The 22371-nt window shown below is 67.1% G+C and carries 16 protein-coding genes; 6 read left to right on the forward strand and 10 right to left on the reverse strand.

Features of this window, described 5'->3' with window-relative positions; translation table 11 throughout:
• Positions 1–34: 34 nt before the first annotated feature.
• The gene (locus tag AC5P8C_RS19165) at positions 35–2158 is read right to left on the reverse strand and encodes a methyl-accepting chemotaxis protein (RefSeq protein ID WP_495219247.1); all 2124 of its coding nucleotides are present in this window, start codon (positions 2156–2158) and stop codon (positions 35–37) included.
• Between the two features lie 234 nt (positions 2159–2392).
• Here AC5P8C_RS19165 and AC5P8C_RS19170 point away from each other — a divergent pair, with 234 nt between their 5' ends.
• Both AC5P8C_RS19170 and AC5P8C_RS19175 read left to right on the forward strand, forming a co-directional pair.
• Positions 2393–3355, forward strand: a complete 963-nt coding sequence (locus AC5P8C_RS19170; protein WP_233653866.1) for a L,D-transpeptidase family protein — start codon at positions 2393–2395, stop codon at positions 3353–3355.
• A 4-nt stretch (positions 3356–3359) separates the two neighbouring features.
• Positions 3360–4016: a M23 family metallopeptidase gene (locus tag AC5P8C_RS19175; protein WP_019660035.1), complete on the forward strand. Its 657-nt coding sequence runs from the start codon at positions 3360–3362 to the stop codon at positions 4014–4016.
• Positions 4017–4203: 187 nt separating this feature from the next.
• On the opposite strand, the gene AC5P8C_RS19180 is transcribed toward AC5P8C_RS19175, so the two are convergent.
• From AC5P8C_RS19180 to hflK, 4 genes are all read right to left on the reverse strand, one after another.
• Positions 4204–5496, reverse strand: coding sequence for an adenylosuccinate synthase (locus AC5P8C_RS19180; protein ID WP_019660036.1), 1293 nt, complete (start codon positions 5494–5496; stop codon positions 4204–4206).
• 293 nt (positions 5497–5789) lie between these two features.
• The gene (locus AC5P8C_RS19185) at positions 5790–5975 is read right to left on the reverse strand and encodes a DUF2065 domain-containing protein (RefSeq protein WP_005414170.1); all 186 of its coding nucleotides are present in this window, start codon (positions 5973–5975) and stop codon (positions 5790–5792) included.
• A 67-nt stretch (positions 5976–6042) separates the two neighbouring features.
• Positions 6043–6906 (reverse strand): protease modulator HflC, encoded by an 864-nt coding sequence (hflC, locus tag AC5P8C_RS19190; protein WP_019660037.1) that lies wholly within the window; start codon positions 6904–6906, stop codon positions 6043–6045.
• Positions 6903–8036 carry an FtsH protease activity modulator HflK gene (gene hflK / locus AC5P8C_RS19195; protein ID WP_005410642.1) on the reverse strand — a complete coding sequence of 378 codons (1134 nt, stop codon included), beginning with the start codon at positions 8034–8036 and terminating at the stop codon, positions 6903–6905. The genes hflC and hflK overlap by 4 nt, the downstream gene beginning before the upstream one ends.
• Before the next feature lie 153 nt (positions 8037–8189).
• Here hflK and AC5P8C_RS19200 point away from each other — a divergent pair, with 153 nt between their 5' ends.
• Positions 8190–9185, forward strand: a complete 996-nt coding sequence (locus AC5P8C_RS19200) for a YhdH/YhfP family quinone oxidoreductase (protein WP_005410643.1) — start codon at positions 8190–8192, stop codon at positions 9183–9185.
• Positions 9186–9273: 88 nt separating this feature from the next.
• Complete coding sequence (gene pilH, locus AC5P8C_RS19205) at positions 9274–9645, forward strand: twitching motility response regulator PilH (RefSeq protein ID WP_005410644.1); 372 nt, start codon at positions 9274–9276, stop codon at positions 9643–9645.
• A gap of 48 nt (positions 9646–9693) precedes the next feature.
• On the opposite strand, the gene AC5P8C_RS19210 is transcribed toward pilH, so the two are convergent.
• A complete protein-coding gene (locus AC5P8C_RS19210; RefSeq protein ID WP_019660038.1) occupies positions 9694–10587 on the reverse strand; it encodes a DnaJ C-terminal domain-containing protein in 894 nt (297 codons plus the stop codon).
• A gap of 260 nt (positions 10588–10847) precedes the next feature.
• On the opposite strand from AC5P8C_RS19210, the gene AC5P8C_RS19215 reads away from it, so the two are divergent.
• Positions 10848–11330 carry a peroxiredoxin gene (locus AC5P8C_RS19215; RefSeq protein WP_005410646.1) on the forward strand — a complete coding sequence of 161 codons (483 nt, stop codon included), beginning with the start codon at positions 10848–10850 and terminating at the stop codon, positions 11328–11330.
• Positions 11331–11359: 29 nt separating this feature from the next.
• Positions 11360–11935, forward strand: a complete 576-nt coding sequence (locus tag AC5P8C_RS19220; protein WP_495219249.1) for a ferritin-like domain-containing protein — start codon at positions 11360–11362, stop codon at positions 11933–11935.
• A 153-nt stretch (positions 11936–12088) separates the two neighbouring features.
• Here AC5P8C_RS19220 and pbpC read toward each other — a convergent pair whose 3' ends face one another.
• The 4 genes from pbpC to prpF all read right to left on the reverse strand — a co-directional run bounded on the left by pbpC (position 12089) and on the right by prpF (position 22354).
• Complete coding sequence (pbpC, locus tag AC5P8C_RS19225) at positions 12089–14470, reverse strand: penicillin-binding protein 1C (RefSeq protein ID WP_495219250.1); 2382 nt, start codon at positions 14468–14470, stop codon at positions 12089–12091.
• Positions 14471–14519: 49 nt separating this feature from the next.
• Complete coding sequence (locus AC5P8C_RS19230) at positions 14520–19427, reverse strand: alpha-2-macroglobulin family protein (RefSeq protein WP_495219251.1); 4908 nt, start codon at positions 19425–19427, stop codon at positions 14520–14522.
• Between the two features lie 163 nt (positions 19428–19590).
• On the reverse strand, positions 19591–21051 hold the full coding sequence (locus AC5P8C_RS19235; RefSeq protein ID WP_019660042.1) for a bifunctional 2-methylcitrate dehydratase/aconitate hydratase: 1461 nt from the start codon (positions 21049–21051) through the stop codon (positions 19591–19593).
• A 124-nt stretch (positions 21052–21175) separates the two neighbouring features.
• On the reverse strand, positions 21176–22354 hold the full coding sequence (prpF, locus tag AC5P8C_RS19240; RefSeq protein WP_019660043.1) for a 2-methylaconitate cis-trans isomerase PrpF: 1179 nt from the start codon (positions 22352–22354) through the stop codon (positions 21176–21178).
• Between the last annotated feature and the right edge of the window lie 17 nt (positions 22355–22371).

A 22371-nucleotide genomic window follows, 5' to 3' on the forward strand; every position in this document is an offset into this window, starting at 1 on the left:
CGGCCGTATTCCTGTCGCTGCAGTGGCAGCCCGCTCAGGCTGCGCGACGGGGCGCAGCGGAGACCGCCGCGCCTTCCATCTTGAATACCGCCATCGACGTGGTCAGTGCATGCGCCTGTTCCTCCAGCGCGCGGCTGGCGGCAGTGGCTTCTTCCACCAGCGCAGCGTTCTGCTGGGTCACCTGGTCCATCTGCACCACCACTTGGTTGACCTGCTCGATGCCGGCGGCCTGTTCCTTGCTGGCCGCTGCGATGTCGCTCATCAGCTGCGTGGTGCGCGAGCTGGCCTGGGCCACGCGGGCGATCGCGGCTTCCGATTCAACAGTGACGGCCAGGCCACTCTTCACCTTTGCAGCGGCGTCTTCGATCAGCTCCTTGATTTCCTTGGCGGCGACACCGGCACGCTGCGCGAGCGTACGCACCTCGCTGGCGACCACCGCAAAGCCACGCCCCTGCTCGCCCGCGCGCGCGGCTTCCACTGCAGCATTCAGCGCCAGGATGTTGGTCTGGAACGCGATGCCGTCGATCACCGTGGAGATTTCCGAGATGCGTGCCGAGGACTGATCAATCTCGCCCATCACCGATGCCATCTGTGCCATCGCCTGCTCGGTCTCGCGCACGGCGGCGCCGGCAGCGTGCGCTTCGCTGTCGGCCTGACGCGCCAGTTCGGCGTTCTGGCGTACGGTGGAGGTCAGCTCCTCCATCGACGCGGCCGCTTCTTCCAGATTGGCCGCCTGCTGCTCGGTTCGGCGCGACAGGTCGTTGTTGCCGGCGGCCAGTTCCTGCGCCGCGTTGTTGATGCTGTCGGCAGCCACCTGGATGCCGCGGACGATGCCGGTCAGCTGCGCGGTGGTGGTGTTGGCATCGTCGCGCATGCGCGCGAACACGCCTTCGTACTCGCCCTCCATGCGTGCGGTCAGGTCGCCATGCGAGATCGCGCGCAGCACGTCGGAAACATCGGCGATGCTGGCCTGCGAACTGGCCATCATGCCGTTGAGGTGCTCGACCATCGTCTTGAACTGGTACTGGAAGGCCCCGGCATCGCCACGCATGCTGAAATCGCCGGCGCGTGCGGCACGGGCCAGTTCATCGATCTGCGCGTTGATCGCCATCAGGCTCTGCTTCACCGCGGCCAAGGTGCGGGTCAACGTGCCCTTTTCGCCCGGGTAGTCCGGCAGGTCGCGGCTGAGGTCACCGATGGCGTAACGCTGCATTACTTCAGCCATCAGCAGTTCCACCTGCACGTGCGATTCGACCAGGCTGTTGGTGGCCTGCACCATGCGGCCGAAATCGCCGGGGAACGCACTGGCGTCCATGCGATAGCGGATTGCGCCGGCCTCGTGCTGTTCCGCCATCTGCAACTGCGCGCCGATCGCCGCCTGCACACTCTGGCGCACGCTGGCCATCGCCTCACCCAGCTGGGTCAGCTCGTCGCGGCCACCGAGGCGGAACTCCTGGTCCAGCTGCCCCTTGGACAGGCGCTCGGCCAGGTTCACCGCGCGCGCCAGCGGACCGGTCAGGCTGCGGCCGATCATCACCGAGGCGCCGATGCCAGCAAGCAGCGCAACGCCGCCCAGCACCAGCAACTGCAGCAGGCTGCGCTCGCCCAGGCGGATCGCCTCGGCGGCAGCCTCACGGCTTTCCTTCTCCTCGAAGTCCACGCCATCGGACAGCGCCTTGTTCCATCCGTTGGCGGCGTCCTGCACCGGGCCCAGGGTCAGCGCCACGGCACCGGGATAATCGCCCTGCTCCATCAGTTCGCTGGTCTGCTTGTTGAGCGGGCGAGCAATGGCTCGCTTGGCGGCGATGGTTTCAGCGATGGCCTTGCCTTCGGCGTCACTGGGCAGCGCCTGGTAGGCGCTCCAGCTGGCCTCGTAGCGCTTGACGAGATCAGCAATGCGCTTCTCGTCGCTGGTGCGGTGATCACCCTGGCGGATCAGCATCTCGCGGCGCACCACCATCATCTGGTTGTTGGCATCAAGCATCTGCGACAACAGGCGCACCTTGGCCACGCTGACGTCGACCACCTGCTGCATCGCGCGCTTCTGCACGACACTGGCAGTGGCGCCGGTGGCCACCACGGCGGCAACCAGCAGCAGCAACAGGCCAAAGCCCAGCCCAAGACGCCAGGCCACCCTGACGTTCCTCAAGTAGTTCATGGGGGTATCCAAAACGGGGGGATGCGCCCTTATCGGCGGCACGGCAGGCAATCTTGATCGCCATCCACCAATGGCGTCGGCCACTGTTCACCTTGGTGAGTCGCCGTCCCAGTGGCACCTGCCGGTGCAAACCGGCCGCAATGACATGCCTGCTCATGCGGGCATCAGATCCCTTTCACGGTGGCTCGGCGCCGTCTGCGGGCAAGGTGGTGGCGTTCCCTGCTGGAGTCCCCGATGCCGTTACCCATGCCCCGATCCGCCCTGCTCGCTCTCTCGCTGCTGGCATCACCTGCCTTCGCGCAGGCGCCGCCGCCTGGCCTGCCTGCCCCCATTGCCGAGAAGGCAGGACCGGACACCGCACCCCGCTCTGTCCTGCACGCCCAGGTGCTGCTGGATCGCGCGAATTTTTCCCCCGGCCAGATCGATGGCGAAGTGGGCAGCAACCAGCGGCGCGCGGTGTCGGGCTTCCAGGCGGCGCATGGGCTGAGCGTAACGGGTGAACTGGATGACGCTACCTGGAAGGCCCTGCAGGCCGATACGATCACGCCGCTGGCAAGCTACACGCTCACGGCTGAAGATGTTGCCGGCCCGTTCCAGGCCATACCGAAAGGGCCCGCCGCACAGGCCAAGCTGAAGTCGCTGGGCTTCAGCAGCGTGGAAGAAGGCCTGGGCGAGCGCTTCCACGCCTCCCCTGAGCTGCTGAAGGCACTCAATCCCGGCGTCGATCTGGCCAAGGCCGGCAGCCGCATCCAGGTGCCCAACATCGGAACGGGGGCCTTGCCGAAGGCGGCGAAGATCGTGGTCGACAAGTCCGACTCCACACTTCAATTGCTGGATGCGCAGGGCAAAGTGATCGCACAGGTGCCTGTCTCATCCGGCAGCCAGCACGATCCGCTGCCGATCGGCGAATGGAAGATTCTCGGCGTGTATCGCGACCCGCCGTTCCACTACAACCCGAAGCTGTTCTGGGATGCGCGCAAGGGCGAAAAGAAGGCGACGCTGCCGCCGGGCCCGAACAATCCGGTCGGGCGGGTCTGGATCGACCTGTCCAAGCCGCACTACGGCCTGCATGGCACACCCGAACCCGGCCACGTCGGCAAGACAGAATCGCATGGCTGCGTGCGCATGACCAACTGGGATGCGCTGCGTGTGGCCGATGCGGTGGATACCTCGGTACCCGTGGTGATGCAGGAGTGAGCCGATGCGTCTTTCGCAGCTGATCGTGCTGGGCGTTCTGCTGGGGCTGAGTGCAGGCTGGTGGCTGCACCACGATGCGGGTGAGCCAGCGGCGGTTTCCCCGCCCGCAGTGCAACCTGCGGTGGCTGCGGTTGCAACGCCGCGCGTAGGCGCTCCGGCTCCCACGGCCGTGTCGCCGTCCAGCGCCACCAATGCGCCAACCGGCCTGCTGCTGCCGGTGCAGGGCATCCAGGCGTCGCAGCTGCACGACACCTTCACCGATGCGCGCAGCGAGGGCCGGGTGCACGATGCCATCGACATCATGGCCGATGCGGGTACTCCGGTACTCGCGGTGGCCGACGGCACGGTGGAGAAGCTGTTCGACAGCAAGCGCGGTGGGCTGACCATCTACCAGTTCGAGCCCAGCGGACGCTGGTGCTACTACTACGCGCACCTGCAGCGCTATGCCGATGGCCTGAGCGAAAAGCAGGTGATCAAACGCGGGGATGTGATTGGTTATGTGGGCAGCACCGGAAATGCCAGCGCGGAGGCCCCGCACCTGCATTTCGAAGTACACGTACTGGGGCCGGAGAAGCAGTGGTGGAAGGGGGAATCGATCAATCCGTATCCGCTGCTGAAATCGGCTGCTTCGACGCCCGGCGCTGCCAGCGCCGCAAGGTGAACGTGAACACCGCCAAGGCAGCCCCTGGAACCAGCACGAACAGAACCGTCTCGCCTTTCACGCTGACATGCTGGTCATCGCGTCGCTTCCCCGCTGGCCTGCCCACACGGTAATGAAGAAGCCCCGCTTTCGCGGGGCTTTTTCTTTCAGCGACGCCGGGCGTGGCCCGGCGCTACCAGTCACGCCCTCAGGCGAACGGATCCTGCAGCACCATGGTGTGGTCGCGGTCCGGGCCGGTGGAGACGATGCTGATCGGGCAGCCGGCCAGCTCTTCCAGCGAACGCAGGTAGGCGCGTGCGGCCGGCGGCAGGTCGTCCCACTGGGTGATGCCGTGGGTGTTCTCGCTCCAGCCCGGGAACTCCAGGTACACCGGGGTGCATTCTTCCCAGCCCTGCGCGTCCAGCGGCGCGTACTCGGTGCGCTTGCCGTTGTATTCGTAGGCGATGCAGACCTTCAGCTTTTCCATGCCGTCCAGCACGTCCAGCTTGGTGATGCACAGGCCGCTGATGCCGTTGATGGCCACGGCGCGCTTCAGCGCGACGATGTCCATCCAGCCGCAGCGACGCGGGCGGCCGGTCGAAGCGCCGTACTCGGCGCCGCGGTCACGGATGCCCTGGCCGACTTCGTCGTCCAGTTCGGTCGGGAACGGGCCGCCGCCGACGCGGGTGGCGTACGCCTTGGCAATGCCCAGCACGTAGTCGATCGAATCGGCGCCGACGCCGGAACCGGCCAGCGCACCACCGACGGTGGTGTTGGAGCTGGTGACGTACGGGTAGGTGCCGTGATCGATGTCCAGCAGCGCACCCTGCGCGCCTTCGAACAGCACGCGCTTACCCTGCTTGCGCAGGTCGTGCAGGATGCCGGCCACGTCGGACTTCATCGGCTGCACGTATTCGCCGAAGGCCAGCGCCTCGTCGAAGGTCTTCTGGAAGTCGACCGCATCGGTGTTCAGATACTTGGTCAGCACGAAGTTGTGGTAGTCCAGCGCAGTGCGCAGCAGTTCTTCCAGCTGCTTCGGGTAGTGCAGGTCGGCGATGCGGATGCCGCGGCGCGCCACCTTGTCTTCGTAGGCCGGGCCGATGCCACGGCCGGTGGTGCCGATTGCCTTGCCACCGGCAGCGCGCTCGCGCGCCTGGTCCAGGGCGATGTGGTACGGCATGATCAGCGGCGCGGCCGGGGAGATCTTCAGGCGCGAACGCACTTCCACGCCGGAGCCTTCCAGCTCGGCGATTTCCTTCTGCAGCGCGGCCGGCGAGATCACCACGCCATTGCCGATCAGGCACAGCGCGTCGTCACGCAGGATGCCCGACGGGATCAGGTGCAGGACGGTCTTCTTGCCGTTGATGACCAGGGTGTGGCCTGCATTGTGGCCGCCCTGGAAGCGCACGACGGCGCCGATTTCCTCAGTGAGCAGATCGACGATCTTGCCCTTGCCTTCATCGCCCCACTGGGCACCCAACACTACGACAGACTGACCCATGACGGGCTCCTCGATTTGTAGCGGCCATCGGGGCCGCGGACGGGTAAACCGTGGCGGGGCTGGCCAGCACCTGGAGGGCGGCTCCAAACGGGGAGCGGCCGACGATGGAAGGCCCAGACACGGAAAAAGCCGGACGGGGAGGCCCGTCCGGCTTTTGTGCATTATCCGGGTTTCCGGGGTCGGGTGCCACCTTTCCGACGGACGGCTTCACCGGCCGGTCAGCCGCCCCGCCCGGTCGTGCCGGCCGTTGGCCGGCAATCCCGGGTTGCCGGCCAGCGGCCGGCACTACCCTCTCAATGCCGCACCCACCACAGCAGGCTCAGGCCGGCCAGCAGCACCAGCCCGCCGAAGCTGCGCAGGGCCGGGCTGGGCAGGTCCAGCAGGCGTTCGGCCATGCGCTTCCAGGCGAACGGGGCGACGAACAGGAACAGGCCTTCCAGCACCGCGACCAGGCAGACGGCGGCAAACAGATCTTTCATCGGGAACTCCGGAAAAGGCACGGGGCCCGGCGTCTGGCCGGGCCCCGTGGGGTACTGCCCTGCGACCTCAGCGGTCGTTCTTCAGGTACTGCAGGAACGGGTCGTTCTTGTCGAGCACGATCACGCCATTGCCGTCGGTCATGGAGCCACGGTAGGCCTCCAGGCTGCGGTAGAAGGCGTAGAACGACGGATCAGCCGAGCCGGCCTTGCCGTAGATGCGGGCCGCCTCGGCATCGCCTTCACCGCGCAGGCGCTGTGCATCACGCTCGGCCTCGGCGATCAGCACGGTGCTGTCGCGGTCGGCCTGGGCACGGATGGTCAGCGACTGCTCCTCGCCCTCTGCACGCAGCTTGGCCGCTTCCTGCTTGCGCTGGGCGCGCATGCGCTCGTACACGTCGTTGATCACCTGGCTGTCGGTCGGCAGGTCCACCTGCTTGATGCGCAGGTCGATCATCTGCATGCCCAGGCCAGCCACCGCTTCGTTGATGCCCTTCAGCTGCTCGGCGATCAGCTCGCTGCGGTCGCCGGACACCAGCTGCTGCAGGGTGCGCGAGTTGATCTGGTTGCGCAGCGAGTCGGTGATGATCGGCGCCAGGCGGGCGTTGGCCACACGCGGGTCGCCGCCGGTGGCACGGAAGTAGTCACCCACGTTGGAGATGTAGCCGATGGCGAAGAAGTCGACGCTGACGTCCTTCTGCTCGGCGGTGAAGTAGCGCGCCGGCGCAGTGTCGAGCACCTGGAAGCGGCGGTCGAAGACCTTCACCGTTTCCACCACCGGCACCTTGAAGTGCAGGCCCGGCTTGATGTCCGAACGCACCACCTTGCCCAGGTTCAGCACCATGGCGGTCTGGTCCTCACGGACCACGTACACCGAGCCGAGCAGGCCCAGCACCACCGCCACGATCACGGCGATCCAGATAGGACTCTTCATCGGCTGCCCTCCTCACGGCCGCTCGGTCGCCCGGTCGGGCGGCCCACCGGCCGGCCCGGATCACGGGAAGCTTCCGCCGCTGCACCCGGCAGCGACGGCATCACCACGTCCGGGTTGGCCACTGCGGCCGGAGCCGACGTGCTGGGACGGGTATCGCCGGTCATCGGCACGTAGATCAGCTGGCGGCCATCGCCACCGATCACCTTGCGGTTCTCGCTCAGCACCTGCTGCACGGTCTCCAGCCACAGGCGCTTGCGGGTCACTTCCGGAGCGTCCTTGTACTGGGCCTGCAACAGGCTGAAGCGCTGCGCGTCACCCTCGGCCTTGGACACCACGGCCTGCTTGTAGCCTTCGGCGGTGGTACGGGCGCGCGAGGCCTGGCCCCGGGCTTCCGGCACGACCTTGGCGGCATAGGCCTGGGCCTCGTTGATCAGGCGTTCCTTGACCTGCTGGGCACCGTTGACCTCGTCGAAGGCCGGCTTCACTTCCTCCGGCGGACGGGCGTCCTGCAGGGTCAGGCCGGTCACGGTCAGGCCGGTCTTGAACGCCTTCAGCAGCGCCTGCAGGCGCTCCTCGGCGGCGACGGCCAGCGGACCACGGTTGTTCAGCACGGCGTTGAGGTCGGCGCGGCCAACTTCCTCGCGCACGGCGCTCTGCGCCGACTGCTCCAGCACCTGGTTGGCATCCACGGTGCCGAACAGGTATTGCTGCGGGTCGTCGATGCGGTACTGGACGTTCAGCGAGACGTTGACGATGTTCTCGTCGCGGGTCAGCACCGGCACCTGGATCGAGAACGTCTTGATCTCGGTGGCATTGACCTTGGTGACCGATTCGATCGGCCAGGGCAGCTTGAAGTTCGGGCCGGGCTGCAGGATGCGCGAGAACTGGCCGAAGCGCAGCACCACACCGCGCTGCTGTTCGCCGATCAGCTGGAAGCTGGAGAACAGCACCAGCAGCACCACGGCTGCCACCACCCAACGCACGATGCCGCCGTCGAACAGGTCCTTCAGCGGCCCGGGCAAACCGCCCCAGCCACCACCATTGCCACCGCCGCGTGACCCGAACGGCCCGCGTCGATTGTCCTCGGGGCCTTGTCCGCCCTTGTTGCCGCCGGGTGTATTCCAGGCCATGCACGCTCCATCAAGATTTGGGCTGCGGCGCGGGCCCTTCCCGCACCGCCAGCCGTGAAACCATCACCGATCATACAAGATGGGGCGGATCGGCAGGATCGAAAGGGGGGCAACGGGGTAAGGTGGCGTTTTCCTCGAAGTCAGGCAACGCCGATGGCCCCCACCACCCCGTTCACCGCCTTCCGCATCGAAAACGACGACGCCGGCTATCGCAGCGGCCTGGTCCGGCTCGGGGTCGACGACCTCAACCCCGGCCAGGTGCTGATCCGCGCCCACTGGTCCTCGGTCAACTACAAGGACGCGCTGGCCGGTACTGGAAAAGGGAAGATCCTGCGCCGCTTCCCGCTGGTGGGCGGCATCGATGTGGCCGGCACCGTGGTCGCCAGCACCGACCCGGACTGGCGTGAAGGCGACGCGGTGCTGGCCACCGGCTGCGGCCTCAGCGAGACCCGCGACGGCGGCTACAGCCAGTACGTGCGGCTGGAATCGCGCGCGGTGATCGCCCAGCCGGCCGGGCTGACCCCACGCGAGGCGATGGTGCTGGGCACCGCCGGCTTCACTGCGGCGCTGGCCCTACTGCGCATGCAGGACAACCGGCAGACCCCGGAACTCGGCCCGCTGGCGGTCACTGGTGCCAGCGGCGGTGTCGGTGCGCTGGCGCTGTCCATCTTCAGCCGTGCCGGCTACAGCGTGCACGCGGTCAGCGGCAAGCCGGACCAGGCAGGATTCCTGCGCAGCATCGGCGCCACCGAGGTACTGCCGCGCGACGCGCTGGCCGACACCGGCGCGCTGCAGTCGGCCCGCTTCGGGGGTGGCCTCGATAATGCCGGAGGCGACATGCTGGCCAGCCTGCTGGCGCAGACCGTGCCCTACGGCAGCGTCGTCAGTGCCGGCCTGGCAGCCAGTCCGACGCTGGACATGACGGTGATGCCGTTCATCCTGCGCGGTGTCTCGCTGCTGGGCGTGTCCTCGGCCAATGCGCCACGCGGACTGCGTGAGGAAGTGTGGTCGCGGCTGGGTAGTGACTGGAAGCCGCAGCACCTGGACCGCATCTGCACCGCCGAAGTCGGCCTCGATGGCCTTCCTGCCGTATTCGAACGGATGCTGGCGGGCGGTTCGCTGGGTCGCACCGTGGTACGGATCGACTGAACGTCGCAGGCGGGCGACGGACGGCAGACGCGGCCCTCCCGCCGGTAATGGGCCCGCACTACACTGCGGGCATTACATGGGGAACAACATGGCACGCATTCTGATCGTCGACGACTCACCGTCGCAGCTGTTGGGGATACAGCGCATCGTCGAGAAGCTCGGGCACCAGATCCTGACCGCCACCGATGGCGCCGCCGGGGTCGAAACCGCCAAGGCCGAGCTGCCCGACCTGGTCCTGATGGACGTGGTGATGCCCAACCTCAATGGCTTCCAGGCCACCCGCACCCTCGCCCGCGACGAGGCGACCCGGCACATTCCGGTGATCCTGGTGACCACCAAGGACCAGGACACCGACCGCATGTGGGGCATGCGCCAGGGCGCCAAGGCCTACATCACCAAGCCGTTCTCGGAAGATGAACTGTCCGAGGTGCTGGAACGGGTGTTCGCCGGGCAGGGCTGAACCATTCTGGTGGGTGTGGACCGAGGTCCACACCCACCAGAATCGATCTCAGATCGTTTCGCCGAACGCCTTGGCCAGATTGCGGTACGCCTTCTTCTGCGCCTCATCGGTCGCAGCCGGGGCCACGATCTCGATTTCGACGATCTGGTCGCCGTCCGGGCTGCCCGGCAGGCCACGGCCACGCAGGCGCAGCTTGCGGCCGGCATCGGAATCGGCCGGAATCTTGAGTTCCACCGCACCACCCAGGGTCGGCACGCTGATGCTGGTGCCCAGCGCGGCCTGCCACGGCGTGAGCGGCAGCGTATAGAGGATGTTGCGACCATCGACCTCGAACTGCGGGTGGGCGGCGTATTCCACCTCCAGCAGCAGATTGCCGCCATGGTTGCCCTGCCCTGCCAGGCGGATCACCTGGCCCGGGCGGATGCCCTTGGGCACGCGCACGTCCAGCTGCTTGCCGTTGACGGTGATGCGCAGGCTGTCGCCGCTGTAGGCCGCTTCCAGTGGCACCGACAGCTTGGCGCGGGTATCGCGGTTGGGCGCATGGCCCTGGCTGCTGAAGCCCGGACCGGCCCCCGCGCCCGCTCCACCGCGCTGGCGCGCGAACAGGCTTTCGAAGAAGTCGCTGAAGCCGCCGTTGGGGCCGCCGCCACCGAACACTTCCTCGAAATTGAAACCACCGGCGCCGCCGTAGTTCGGCGGTACGTTGAACTCCTCGCCCGGGCGATAGCCCTGCGCGCGCAGCTGGTCGTAGGCCGCGCGCTTTTCCGGATCACGCAGCGCCTCGTAGGCCTCGTTGACCGCCTTGAACTTGTCTTCGGCCCCGGCCTCCTTGCTGACGTCCGGGTGGTACTTGCGTGCCAGCCGGCGGTAGGCGGTCTTGATCTCCGCCTCGCCCGCGCTCGGTTCCACCCCCAGGGTGGCGTAGTAATCCTTGAATTCCATCCAGCTACCTCGATTCGCTTCGGCCGCGCCGGTGGCGCCGCCCCGGGTTCATTCTACGCGCCTGCGAGGGTACGCCGCCCCTCGTGCGGCCCCGGTGAGGCCGACTGATCCTGCGCAATGCGGCTGCCATCCCCGTGCGCCACGCTGTGGCTGGAAGCCCCTGCCACAAAGCCGGAAGATGGAGCCTGCACACCGGGTTTCCAATGTCTTGACGCCCCTCTCCCATCCGGCCCACTAGCCTGCCCCAGCAAGGAGTTCCCATGACCATCCATGTCGGCGACCGCATTCCGGAAGTGACCCTCAAGCGCATCCGCGAGGGCATTGAAACGCTTGATACGCATTCGTTGTTCGATGCGCGCAAGGTGGTGCTGTTCGCCGTGCCCGGCGCGTTCACCCCGACGTGCTCGGCACGTCACCTTCCCGGCTACGTCGAAAAGTTCGAGGCCTTCCGCCAGCGCGGCATCGACGTATACTGCATGGCCGTCAACGACCCGTTCGTGATGAAGGCCTGGGCCGCCGACCAGAGCGTGCCCGACGGCCTTCTGATGCTGTCCGACGGCAATGCCGAGCTGACCCGCGCCCTGGGTCTGGAGCTTGATGCGAGCGCGTCGGGCATGGGAATCCGCTCGCGTCGTTTTGCCCTGTACGTCGACGACGGCGTAGTTCGAGAGGCCTGGGTTGAACAGCCCGGCCAGTTCGAAGTGTCTTCGGCCGAGTACGTGCTGGAGCATCTCCCCACCTGATTCCCCACCGCAGAAGGAAACGGCCAGCCATGTCCACGCAGCCAGCCAAAGCCAGCAAGCCCGCCGCGGAAATTGCCGGCATCAGCGACCGCAAGACCCTGCGCGAACGCGCCCGGCGCAACATCGAAGATGGTGCGATCACCGACAGCTACAGCGCTGACCGCGAGGTGGTGATCAAGCTGCTCAACGACGCACTGGCCACCGAGTACGTCTGCGTTCTGCGCTACTACCGGCACTACTTCATGGCCAAGGGCATGCTGGCCGACGCGGTGAAAGCCGAGTTCCTCGAGCATGCACGGCAGGAGCAGGCGCATGCCGGCAAGCTGGCCGAGCGCATCGTCCAGCTGGGCGGCGAGCCGGATCTCAACCCGGATACGCTGACCGCGCGTTCGCACGCCGAATACAAGGAAGGCAGCGACCTGCGCGACATGGTGCGCGAGAACCTGGTGGCCGAGCGCATCGCCATCGACAGCTATCGCGAGATGATCAACTTCATCGGTGACCGCGATACCACCACCAAGCGCATCCTTGAAGAGATCCTGGCGCAGGAGGAAGAACATGCCGACGAGTTCGCCGACCTGCTGGACGGGTGGATCGGGGAGTAATCGCTACGCCACGCGATCGCTGCCATCTACGGCGTTGTAGAGCCGAGCCCATGCTCGGCTGACCGCTGCACGCACGTCGCAGGAGCAGCCGAGCATGGGCTCGGCTCTACAGCAGCGTGACAACATGCGGGAAGTGCCATCCAAGGTCGGCATCTAGCGCAGGACGTTGAACCGCACCTGCGTCCAGGCGCCGTCGGCTGCCAACGCGGTCAGGGTGTGCGTGCCGGGTTCGGCGAACTCTCGCTGCATCAGCTGCGCGCCGTGGGTCTGTGCAATCCAGCGTCCATCCAGCAGCCACTCCACCGCCTGCTCGCTGCCCAGCGCGCGCAGCTGCAGGCGTACGCCATGTTCCGAATTCGGCGCGCGCGCCAGCGTGGCGCCATCGTTGAGCCCATCGATGTGCAGCGCAACGCTGGCCTCGCGGCCATCATCACGGCAGTCCGGCGACAGCGCCGGGAGCTGCGAGGCTTCGCGCGTGGCCTTGGACAGCCATGGCGACAGCAACGCTGGCCAGCGCGCGATCTCGCGCGCGACTTCTTCGTGCGGCAAGCGGCAATCGGCCGACACGCGCAGCCCGGTACGCGCGTCGGCAAGGTAGCGCTGCCGACCTGGTTGCCAGCGCCGTGCCTCGCGTTCGGGGAAGGTCGGTGGTGCCGCGCCTTCCAGCAGATAGGCTGGCATCAGCCGCTGGCAGAGCGCAGCAGGCAGGCCTTCGGCACGCTCACCAGTCGGCCAGCAGATGTCTTCCTGGCTGACGCTGGCCGGCATCGGCGCGGCCGCCGAATCACCGCGCTGGCGCGGCAGGCTGTCCACCACCTCGAACATCAGCGGCAGCGCGGTCACCGCGCCGTACTGGCCCGGTAGCGGTGTGCCGTCCGGCCGGCCCACCCACACGCCCACGGTGTAGTGGCGGGTGCTGCCAATCGCCCACGCATCGCGGTACCCGTAGCTGGTGCCGGTCTTCCACGCCACGCGCGGGCGGCCACCGACATCGAACGTCCCGACGCTGTACCCCGGCCGCGGATTCGATTCCAGCATCTCGCGCACGATCCAGCTGGCGCCGGGCGAAGCGAGGCGCCGCTCGATCATTGGCTCATCGTCGGTGTAACGCACGCGCCCGGCGATGCCATTGCGGTTGAGCGCGGCGAACGCGCCGACCAGGTCTTCCAACCGCGCGCCGGTGCCGCCAAGGATCAGCGACAGATTAGGCGTGCTGCCCGGCGGGAAACGCAGCTGGATGCCGGAGTGCGACAGGCGAGCGGCGAAACGCGCAGCACCGACCCGTTGCAGCAGATCTACCGAGGGTACGTTGAGCGACAGGCGCAATGCACTGGACGCGCCGATCGGTCCGTTGAAGGCCATGTCGAAGTTGCCGGGGCGATAGCTGCCGAAACTCTGCGGCGCGTCGACCAGCAGGCTCTCCGAATGGATCAGGCCATCATCCAGTGCCATCGCGTAGAGAAATGGCTTGAGCGTGGAGCCGGGCGAACGCCAGGCCTGCACCATGTCCACGTGGCCAAGCCGCTGGCGGTCGCCAAAGGACAACGTACCGACATAGGCACGCGCCTGCAGGGTCTGGTTGTCGACCACCAGCAGCGCGGCCGAGGTGCGCTCGGGCAGCGTCGAGAAATAGCTGGCCACGCGTTCCTCCAGCGTGCGCTGCAGGCCGATGTCGATGCTGCTCTGGATGCGTGCCCGGCCCGGATGCGCCGAATGCAGGCGCTGCGCCAGCAACGCGGCGTGCAGCGGCGGCCGCAGCGAGCGCGCCACCACGTTCTCGATGCGCGCATCATCCACCTCTTCGGCTGTCCACGCGCCCAGCTCGGCCATGCGTGACAACACCTTGTCGCGTGCCTTCTGTGCCGCTTCCGGGTGGCGGTCCGGGCGCAGCCGGCTCGGCGCCTGCGGCAGCACCGCCAGCAACGCGGCCTCGGCATGTGACAGCTGCGCCGCCGGCTTACCCAGATAGGCCCAGCTGGCCGCTTCCACGCCTTCGATGGTGCCGCCGTAGGGCGCGCGCTCCAGATACAGGGCCAGGATCTGCTGCTTGCTCAGGTGCACTTCCAGCTGCACCGCGCGCAGCATCTGCTTGAGTTTGCCCCAAGGCGTGCGCGAGTGCGGGTCGAGAATGCGCGCCACCTGCATGGTCAGGGTCGAACCGCCGGACACGATGCGGCCGCCGCGCAGCAGCTGGCCGCTGGCACGCAGCATCGCCACCGGGTTGATCCCCGGATGGCGCCAGAACCAGCGGTCTTCGTAGGTCAGCAACGCCTGCAGGTACAGCGGCGAGACGCTGTCGATCGAGGCAGGATAACGCCACACGCCCTCGGCATCGGCGAACGCACGCAGTGGCGTGCCGTCGGCGGCCACCACCAGAGTGCTGGTTTCGCGCTGCTTCGGCAGCGGGGGCGGGAAGGCGAAATCCAGCACCAGCAGCAGTGCCAGCGTGGCGGCCATGCCCCAACGCAGCCACGGCCACAGCGGCCGCCACCGGCGGCGCAGGGCCGCCAGCCGGGTCGTCATCGTGTTCTTCATTGCAGGTTGCCAGCAGGACGGGCCGCGCCGTCGCGGCCCGTCCGCGCGGTCACGGCTGTACCACCGTGATCGTGGTCGGGTTGCTGCGGCCAACGCCACGCAGCTGCGGCCGGTACATGTCCTCCACCAGCGGTGGCGGCACCGAGTAGGTACCCGGGGTCACCGCGCGCACCAGGTAGAACACGTTGGCCTTGCTGCCACGCGAGAGCTTCAGCGCGGCCACATAGCGGTCGTCGCGGAACTCTTCGTGCTTGGTATCGGCCGCTTCACCGCGGTCGCTGATGGTGATGCCATCGACCACCACATCGGCCCACTGCTTGGCGTCGCCCAGGTTGAAGTTCTCGATCTCCAGGCCCGCCGGCAGCAGATCGGTCAGCAGCGCATCGGGCATCGTGGTGTCGGCGGTGACGGTGACGCGCACGATCAGTGCTTCGCCTTCCTTCAGCGGTCGCGGCGACCACGGTTTGCCATCGGTACCGAAGTAGCTCCGTTCAATACCCAGCACGCTGTTGTCCGGCGCCGGTGCGCTGCGCGGGATGCCGGCCACGTCGATGCTGGCGAACATCGGCGGCTGCCCCTGCGGAGTGAAGCGCACACCGCTGGCCAGCTCACTGGCGCTGAAGTTGCTGCCGAACAGCTTGCGCTCGCCGATGGCTTCGCTGTTGCCACCGATCACCAGTTCACCGGCCACCAGCGCCTTCTGGTTGGCGGCGAGCGCCTTGCCGAGACGTGCAATCGCCACCTGTTCCTGCGTGCTCAGCCACATCCAGCCGGCATTGCGGCGCGCATCCAGGCCGCGGCCGAGGTCAACCGCACGTGCATCCCAGGCCGGCTTGGCCAACTTGTTTTCGTGGGTCAGCGCGATCATCAGCGCGTCATCACGGATCGCACTGCCGTAGTCGCCGAAGTACGAGGGGCGCTCGCTGCTGGACTTGGCAAAGGCCGCCGCCAGCGCGGCCTGGCCACGCTTGGCATCGCCCTGCAGTGACAGCGCCACGCCCAGGTGGACCAGCGACAGGCCGCCCACCGCCTTGCTGCGCTCGTTGTCGTACAGCGTGCGCAGGGTACCGAGCGGTGCACGGTTGACCCGGGCCAGCACGTAGCCCGAATAGGCCTGGTTGGCGAACTTCAGCTTCTCGCGGTCGTCCTGGCCGTAGAACTGGTTGCCGCCGGACAGTAGATCCTCGCTAAGCCGGTTGAGCGCCTTCTGCAGCACGTTGTCGGGCACCGCGAAGCCGGCGTCCTTGGCATCGAGCAGGAACTCGGTGATGTACGGGGTCAGCCACGGGTTCACGTAGCCGTCGTCACCCCACATCGAGAAGTTGCCGTTGGCCACCTGCATCGACGCCAGGCGACCGAACGCACCTTCCATGCGCTCGCGACGGGTCTTGGCATCCAGGCCGTCGGCACCGAGCATCGACGACGTCGCCTGGTCCAGGATCAGCGCCGCGTAACCCTTGCTGGTGGTCTGCTCGGCACAGCCATATGGATAATTCAGCGCGCCCTGCAGTGCACTGGCGAACGGAATCGGCGGCAGCGGGCTGACCAGCAGGCGGGCATTGACCGACTCCGACATCAGGCCATCGGTCAGGCTGTTGTCGAGGCTGACCGCGGCCAACGGATCAAGCGTGCGCACCTGCGAACGCAGCACCTGCGGCCACGCCGCACGCACCGGCAGGTCGTAACGGCGATCGGCCTTGAAGCCGTTGCCGTCCACCCGCACCCGCACCTTGGCCACACTGTGGCCCTCGCGTGCCGAAAGCGGGAAGCTCAACGTGGTCTTGGCGTCGGCATTCAACTGCACGCTGCGGCTGCCCTCGCCCAGGTTCAGCGGGCCCTCGGTTTCCACCTTCACGTTGAACTGCCCCGGCTTGCCGGTGAAGTTCTGCACGTCCAAGGTCACGGTGCTGCGGTCGCCCGGGGCCAGGACGCGCGGCATGCTGGCTTCGGCCAGGATCGGCGCGCGCACCACGGTCTCCACATCGCGCTTGCCGTACTGGTCATCGCTGTAGACCAGCGCCGATACGCGCAGGGTGCCGTTGAAGTCCGGCACCTTCAGGCGGATGCGGGCGATGCCCTTGGCATCGAGCTGCACCGGGCCGGAGAACAGGTCCACGGTCTGCACGCGTGCGGTCGGGCGCTTGGCCTGCGGCAGCGCCTGCAGCGCCATGTCGCCACCAAACTTCAGCTTGCCGCTGCCGCCATCGAAGCTCTCGATCACCCGGCTGTAGATGTCGTAGGCATCGATGCCGAGGCGACGCTGGGCGAAGAAGTGCGCGCCGGCGTCGGGCACCGGGAAGCGGGTGATGTTGAGGATGCCTACATCCACCGCCGAGACGGTGACGTGCGCCATCTTGCCCGCCAGCTGCGGTGCACTGACCGTCACCGGCAGGTCCTGCTCCGGCCGCATCTGCTTGGGCGCAGCCAGGCCAACCGCCACGGTGCGGCCCTTGCGGTCCATCGGAACGTGCACCACACCCACAGCACGGGCCGGGGTGATCTTGCTCGGCGCACTGCCGCCACGGAACACCAGCGCGGTGATGTAGACGTCGTGGCGTTCCCAGTCAGCGGTGACCGGAATCTTGAAGGTCGACCCCGGCTTGGCGTCGATGCCCTGCACGTACAGCATGCGGTCGGTCTCGACCATCAGGATGCCCTTGCCGGCGTGCGGCGGGGTCACCGTCACTTCGAGCGTGTCGCCTGCCTTGTAGCTGGTCTTGTCCAGGCCCAGCTTGATCTTGTCAGGGCGCGCGTCCAGGCCACGGTTGTCATCACCCCAGCTCCAGCCCGCACGGAACGGATAGCGGCTGGTCAGGCCGGTGGACGGATCGAACACGTCCACCCGGTACTCGCCCCACTCCACCGGGAAATCGAAGGCGACCGCGCTGCCGCCGGCATCGACGGTGCGCGTTTCCTTGTTCTCGAAACGGCGGGTGAAATCGTAGTCCCAACGGTTGTCGTTGAAGGTCCAGTGGTAGTCGCGCAGTTCCCGCACCAGGGTGATCTTCAGGCCCTTGGCCGGCTGCGGCGCGCCGGTGGCATCCACGCGCATCAGCTCGAAGCGCGCGTTGCCGTTGGAGTCGGCACCGTCCTCGGGGTTGAACAGCGGGCGAACGCCGACCAGCGCGTTGGCCGGCCACATCACCCGCTTCAGGGTACGGGTGACCGTGCGGCCACCGGTTTCATACAGGCTGCCGGACAGCACCACGGCAATCGGTGCCTTGGCCTTGGCCGCCTCTTCCGGCAATGCCACGTCCTCGCGCAGCTGGCCGTTGGCCGGTAGCGTGGTGTCGATCACGTCCTTGGCTTCGCGCGGCAGCTGCAGGGTCGGGTCACCGAAGAAGTAGCCCGGCAGGCCTTCCACCGGCTGCTGCTCGGCGGCCACCGCCATGCGCGCGGTGAAGCGGTTGCCATCGGCCGGTGCCCCGTACAGATAGGCACCATTGGCCTGCAGGCGCAGGTCCTCACCCGGCTTCAGCGTCTTCTGCGCGCTGTCCAGGTCCAGTTTCATGCGCTCGGGCAGGAACTCCTCGATGCGCAGGGTCATGCCCTGGATCGCTTCCTTGCTGGCCGGGTCGGTGCGGAACTCGACCTGCCAGCGCCCGGTCGGCGCCTCGGCGGGGATCACCTGCTCGAAATTGATGTAGCCCTGGTCACCCGGCTGCAGGCGGGTCTCGCGGAACGTCTTGCCGTCGGGCTGCTTCAGGCGCAGGAACACCGGTTGCGCCTTGACCGGCTTGCCATCGTTGTCACGCAGCAGCGCGGACAGGCGCACGGTCTCGCCCGGGCGGTACAGGTCGCGGCCGGACCAGGCATAGACATCGAACCATGCGTTGTCGCGGCCGGCCACGGCGAATTCGCTCAGGTCCAGCGCTGGCTGGTTGAACGGCAGGAAGCTGGTGTCCTTGCCGCTGCTGGCGACCAGCACGTGGGTGGCATCCAGGGTGTAGTTCAGCAGCGCATTGCCGTTGCCGTCGGTGCTGCCCTTCAGCACCACCTCGCCCTTGGCGTCGAGCACGCGCAGGTCGATGCCCTTCAGCGGCGCGCCGTCCTTGAGACCGGCGGTATGCACGAACAGCTTGTCCTTGTAGGCGCGGGTGTGCAGGCCGATGTCACTGACCGAGAAGAACGCGGTATCGAATTCGCCCTCATAGTCGCCGGTGCGCTTGAGCAGTGCGAAGTACAGGCCCGGCTCCTGCAGTTCCTTGATGTCCTGCGTCGGCAGGTAGGTCAGCACCCGCTCGTTCTGCTTGCCGCCAAGGATGAAGCGGTTGACGTAGACCGGCTCGGCCAGCTTGTTGATCGGGCTGCGCTCGTAGTCGCTGCTGAGCTCCCAGCTGCCACGGCGGCCACCGCGCTGGTACTGGCTGAAGAAGGTCGGCAGGTCCTTCTCGCGCACGCGCAGGAACTCGACGTCCACTTCCGGCACGTTCACCGAGACCACCGGCAGGCCACGGCTGTCCTTGGCCGGCAGCACGCTGCCCTGCGAGGCGAACCCAACCACCGGCTTCAGCTCGCCACTGAACACCTTCTGCTTCAGTTCCTTGCCCAGCCTGCTGCCATCGGCGGCCAGCAGGTCCGGCGAGACCACCAGGCTGAATTCCTTGCCGGCCTCGACGAACGGGTAGCGCAGGGTCAGGCCGTCATCGGACAGCGTCCAGCTGCTGTCGTCGGTGCCGACCTTCTCCTCGAAGCGCACCAGCGTGTCGAAATCCTGGGTGCCGACCAGCGGGCGCGAGAACTCCAGCGCCAGCGACAGGCCGTCATTCTTCTGGTCCGGGTAGGCGCGCAGAAGGGTGAATTCCTTCACCTGCTCGGCCTTGGCGGTGATGGCTTCACCGCTGGCCTTGGGCAGCTGCCCGCTGTCATTGCGGCAGCCGGCCAGGCCCAGCAACAGGCTTCCTGCCAGTACCGCCGCCGCCCATCTCCACCGCTTCCGCCGTGCCGGACCGCTCATGTCGTCACTCCTTGATCGAGGCGGCCATTATAGGCAGGCCGCGTCAAGGTGTTGACGCGATTTCGGCAATTGCCGCGGGTGCGGGTGGTGCCGGCCGCTGGCCGGCAACCGGCATGGCAGGTTGGAGGGGATTGCCGGCCAGCGGCCGGCACTACCGATCAAACTACCCCGGCAGGTACAGGTCCACGTAGTCGGTCACCGGCATCGCGGCCAGCGCCACCGGGTCCAGCGAAGCGGCCCAGATGCGCTGCTGCTGGACTGTCGGGAAGCGGTGGGCCAGGTGCCGGCGGAACTTGTCCATCAGCAGCGGAATGCCTTCCTCGCGACGGCGCGCGTGGCCCAGCGGGTACTCCACCAGCACCTCCGGCAGCGCGGTGCCATCGGTGAAGCGCACGCTCAGGCCGTTGGCGATGCTGCGCTTCTCAGGGTCCAGGTAATCGGCGCTGAGCTGCGGATCCTCATGACAGGCCATCTTCGCGCGCAGTGCGTCGATGCGCGGGTCGGCGGCAACGTCGTCCTCGTAATCCTCGGCCGTCAACCGCCCGTGCAGCAGCGCGATGGCGACCATGTACTGCACGCAGTGGTCGCGGTCGGCCGGGTTATGCAGTGGGCCCTGCTTGTCGATGATGCGGATGCAGGCTTCCTGGGTCCTGATCGCAATATGCGCGATGTCCTCGACCCGACGCCCCTTCGCACGCAACTGCTGGTGCAGCGTGATCGCCGCCTCCACTGCGGTCTGGCCATGGAACTCGGCCGGGTAGCTGATCTTGAACAGCACGTTCTCCATCACGTAGCTGCCCAGCGGTCGCGCCAGCGTCAGCGCCTCGCCATGCATCGATACCGCTTCAAAACCCCAGGTCGGCGCGCTCAACACACTGGGATAGCCCATCTCGCCATTGGCCGCCATGAGCGCCAGGCGCACGCCACGGCTGGTCGCATCGCCGGCCGCCCAGCTCTTGCGCGAGCCGGTGTTGGGAGCGTGCCGGTAGGTGCGCAGCGCTTGGCCATCGACCCAGGCCAGCGACAGCGCATTGAGCATGCGTTCGCGATCCAGCCCGAGCAGCTGCGAGACCACCGCGGTGGTGGCCACCTTGACCAGCACCACATGGTCCAGCCCGACGCGGTTGAAGGAATTCTGCAGCGCCAGCACGCCCTGGATCTCGTGCGCCTTGATCATCGCAAGCAGCACGTCGTGCACGGTCGGCGGCGGACGACGCAGGGCCTGCGCGTTGCGCCCCAGCCAGTCGCAAACAGCCAGGATGCCGCCGAGATTGTCGGAAGGATGGCCCCACTCGGCAGCCAGCCAGGTGTCGTTGAAATCCAGCCAGCGCACCATTGCGCCGAGGTTGAAGGCGGCCTGCACCGGGTCCAGCACGTAGTGCGTGCCCGGCACGCGCGCGCCGTTGACCACGCTGATGCCCGGCACCAGTGGACCGAGCAGCTTGCTGCAGGCCGGGAATGCCAGCGCTTCCAGGCCGCAGCCCAGCGTGTCGAGCAGGCAGTAGTGCGCGGCCTGGAAGGCCAGCGGCGAGTCGATGCGGGCGTCGCGTACGTAATCGACGATGTCCACCAGCAGCGCATCCCACGCTGCACGCTCGTTGGATGGGGTGTGGCTGTCGGACATCGTCGATCTCCTCGTTGCGGTGCACGGTTGCCCGTGCACCATGCCAACCAAGGTTGGCATCTACCAAAGCAATCGATCTCTGCGGCCCGGTAGTCGCCAACCTTGGTTGGCGTTTACCAACGCATCACTCGGCCGGCACCCGCACCTTGCCTTCCATCAATACGCGGGCGCTGCGGCTCATGATGGCCTTGGTCACTGTCCACTGGCCGTCAACGAGACCTGCCTGCGCACCCACGCGCAACGTGCCCGAGGGATGACCGAACGTAACCGCTTCGCGTTCGCCGCCACCGGCGGCGCGATTGACCAGCGTGCCCGGAATCGCCGCGGCGGTACCGATCGCTACGGCGGCAGTACCCATCATCGCGTGATGCAGCTTGCCCATCGACAACGCGCGCGCATGCAGGTCGATGGCCGACGCCGGAATCGCCTTGCCACTGGACGACACGTAGTCCTGAGCCGGTGCAACGAACGCCACCTTCGGCGTGTGCTGGCGGGTCGCGGCGTCTTCCAGTTTCGGGATCAGGCCCATGCGCAGCGCGCCGTAAGCACGAATGGCCTCGAATTTCTGCAGCGCCGCCTTGTCTTCGTTGATTGCAGGCTGCAGCTCGGTGCCGGTGTAGCCCAGGTCGGCCGCATTGAGGAAGATGGTCGGAATGCCGGCCGTGATCATGGTCACCTCGAAGCTGCCCACGCCGGGCACCTCCAGGGTATCGACGAGATTGCCGGTCGGGAACATCGCGCCCGCATCGCCGTCATCGGAAGGATCGATGAATTCCAGCTGGATCTCGGCCGCCGGGAAGGTCACGCCATCCAGCTCGAAATCGCCGGTCTCCTGCACTTCGCCATCGCGCATCGGCACGTGGGCGATGATGGTCTTGCCGATGTTGGCCTGCCAGATGCGTACGGTGCACAGGCCATCGCGCGGCACGCGGGCGGGATCGATCAGGCCATTGGCAATCGCGAACGGGCCGACCGCGGTGCTGAGGTTGCCGCAGTTGCCGCTCCAGTCGACGAAGGCGGTGTCGATCGAGACCTGGCCGTACAGATAGTCCACGTCGTGGTCCGGCACCGAGGCGGTGGAGATGATCACGCACTTGCTGGTGCTGGAGGTGGCGCCGCCCATGCCATCGGTCTGCTTGCCATACGGATCGGGCGAGCCGATCACGCGCATCAGCAGCGCATCGCGCGCGGCACCCGGCACCTGCGCGGCTTCGGGCAGGTCGTGCAGGCGGAAGAACACGCCCTTGCTGGTGCCGCCACGCATGTAGGTGGCGGGAATACGGAGTTGCGGGAGGAAGGTCATGGATGTGTTCCTTGCAA

This window comes from Stenotrophomonas sp. YJH_SMC_46, assembly GCF_059370315.1.

What these genes read in the sequence shown, in the direction of transcription:
- AC5P8C_RS19200 (WP_005410643.1), top strand. Translation starts at nt 8,190, where the DNA reads ATGGCCCCCACCACCCCGTTCACCGCCTTCCGCATCGAAAACGACGAC.
- pbpC (WP_495219250.1), bottom strand. Translation starts at nt 14,470, where the DNA reads ATGAAGAACACGATGACGACCCGGCTGGCGGCCCTGCGCCGCCGGTGG.
- AC5P8C_RS19180 (WP_019660036.1), bottom strand. Translation starts at nt 5,496, where the DNA reads ATGGGTCAGTCTGTCGTAGTGTTGGGTGCCCAGTGGGGCGATGAAGGC.
- AC5P8C_RS19215 (WP_005410646.1), top strand. Translation starts at nt 10,848, where the DNA reads ATGACCATCCATGTCGGCGACCGCATTCCGGAAGTGACCCTCAAGCGC.
- prpF (WP_019660043.1), bottom strand. Translation starts at nt 22,354, where the DNA reads ATGACCTTCCTCCCGCAACTCCGTATTCCCGCCACCTACATGCGTGGC.
- AC5P8C_RS19210 (WP_019660038.1), bottom strand. Translation starts at nt 10,587, where the DNA reads ATGGAATTCAAGGATTACTACGCCACCCTGGGGGTGGAACCGAGCGCG.
- hflC (WP_019660037.1), bottom strand. Translation starts at nt 6,906, where the DNA reads ATGAAGAGTCCTATCTGGATCGCCGTGATCGTGGCGGTGGTGCTGGGC.
- AC5P8C_RS19230 (WP_495219251.1), bottom strand. Translation starts at nt 19,427, where the DNA reads ATGAGCGGTCCGGCACGGCGGAAGCGGTGGAGATGGGCGGCGGCGGTA.
- hflK (WP_005410642.1), bottom strand. Translation starts at nt 8,036, where the DNA reads ATGGCCTGGAATACACCCGGCGGCAACAAGGGCGGACAAGGCCCCGAG.
- AC5P8C_RS19235 (WP_019660042.1), bottom strand. Translation starts at nt 21,051, where the DNA reads ATGTCCGACAGCCACACCCCATCCAACGAGCGTGCAGCGTGGGATGCG.
- AC5P8C_RS19170 (WP_233653866.1), top strand. Translation starts at nt 2,393, where the DNA reads ATGCCGTTACCCATGCCCCGATCCGCCCTGCTCGCTCTCTCGCTGCTG.
- AC5P8C_RS19220 (WP_495219249.1), top strand. Translation starts at nt 11,360, where the DNA reads ATGTCCACGCAGCCAGCCAAAGCCAGCAAGCCCGCCGCGGAAATTGCC.
- AC5P8C_RS19175 (WP_019660035.1), top strand. Translation starts at nt 3,360, where the DNA reads ATGCGTCTTTCGCAGCTGATCGTGCTGGGCGTTCTGCTGGGGCTGAGT.
- AC5P8C_RS19185 (WP_005414170.1), bottom strand. Translation starts at nt 5,975, where the DNA reads ATGAAAGATCTGTTTGCCGCCGTCTGCCTGGTCGCGGTGCTGGAAGGC.
- AC5P8C_RS19165 (WP_495219247.1), bottom strand. Translation starts at nt 2,158, where the DNA reads ATGAACTACTTGAGGAACGTCAGGGTGGCCTGGCGTCTTGGGCTGGGC.
- pilH (WP_005410644.1), top strand. Translation starts at nt 9,274, where the DNA reads ATGGCACGCATTCTGATCGTCGACGACTCACCGTCGCAGCTGTTGGGG.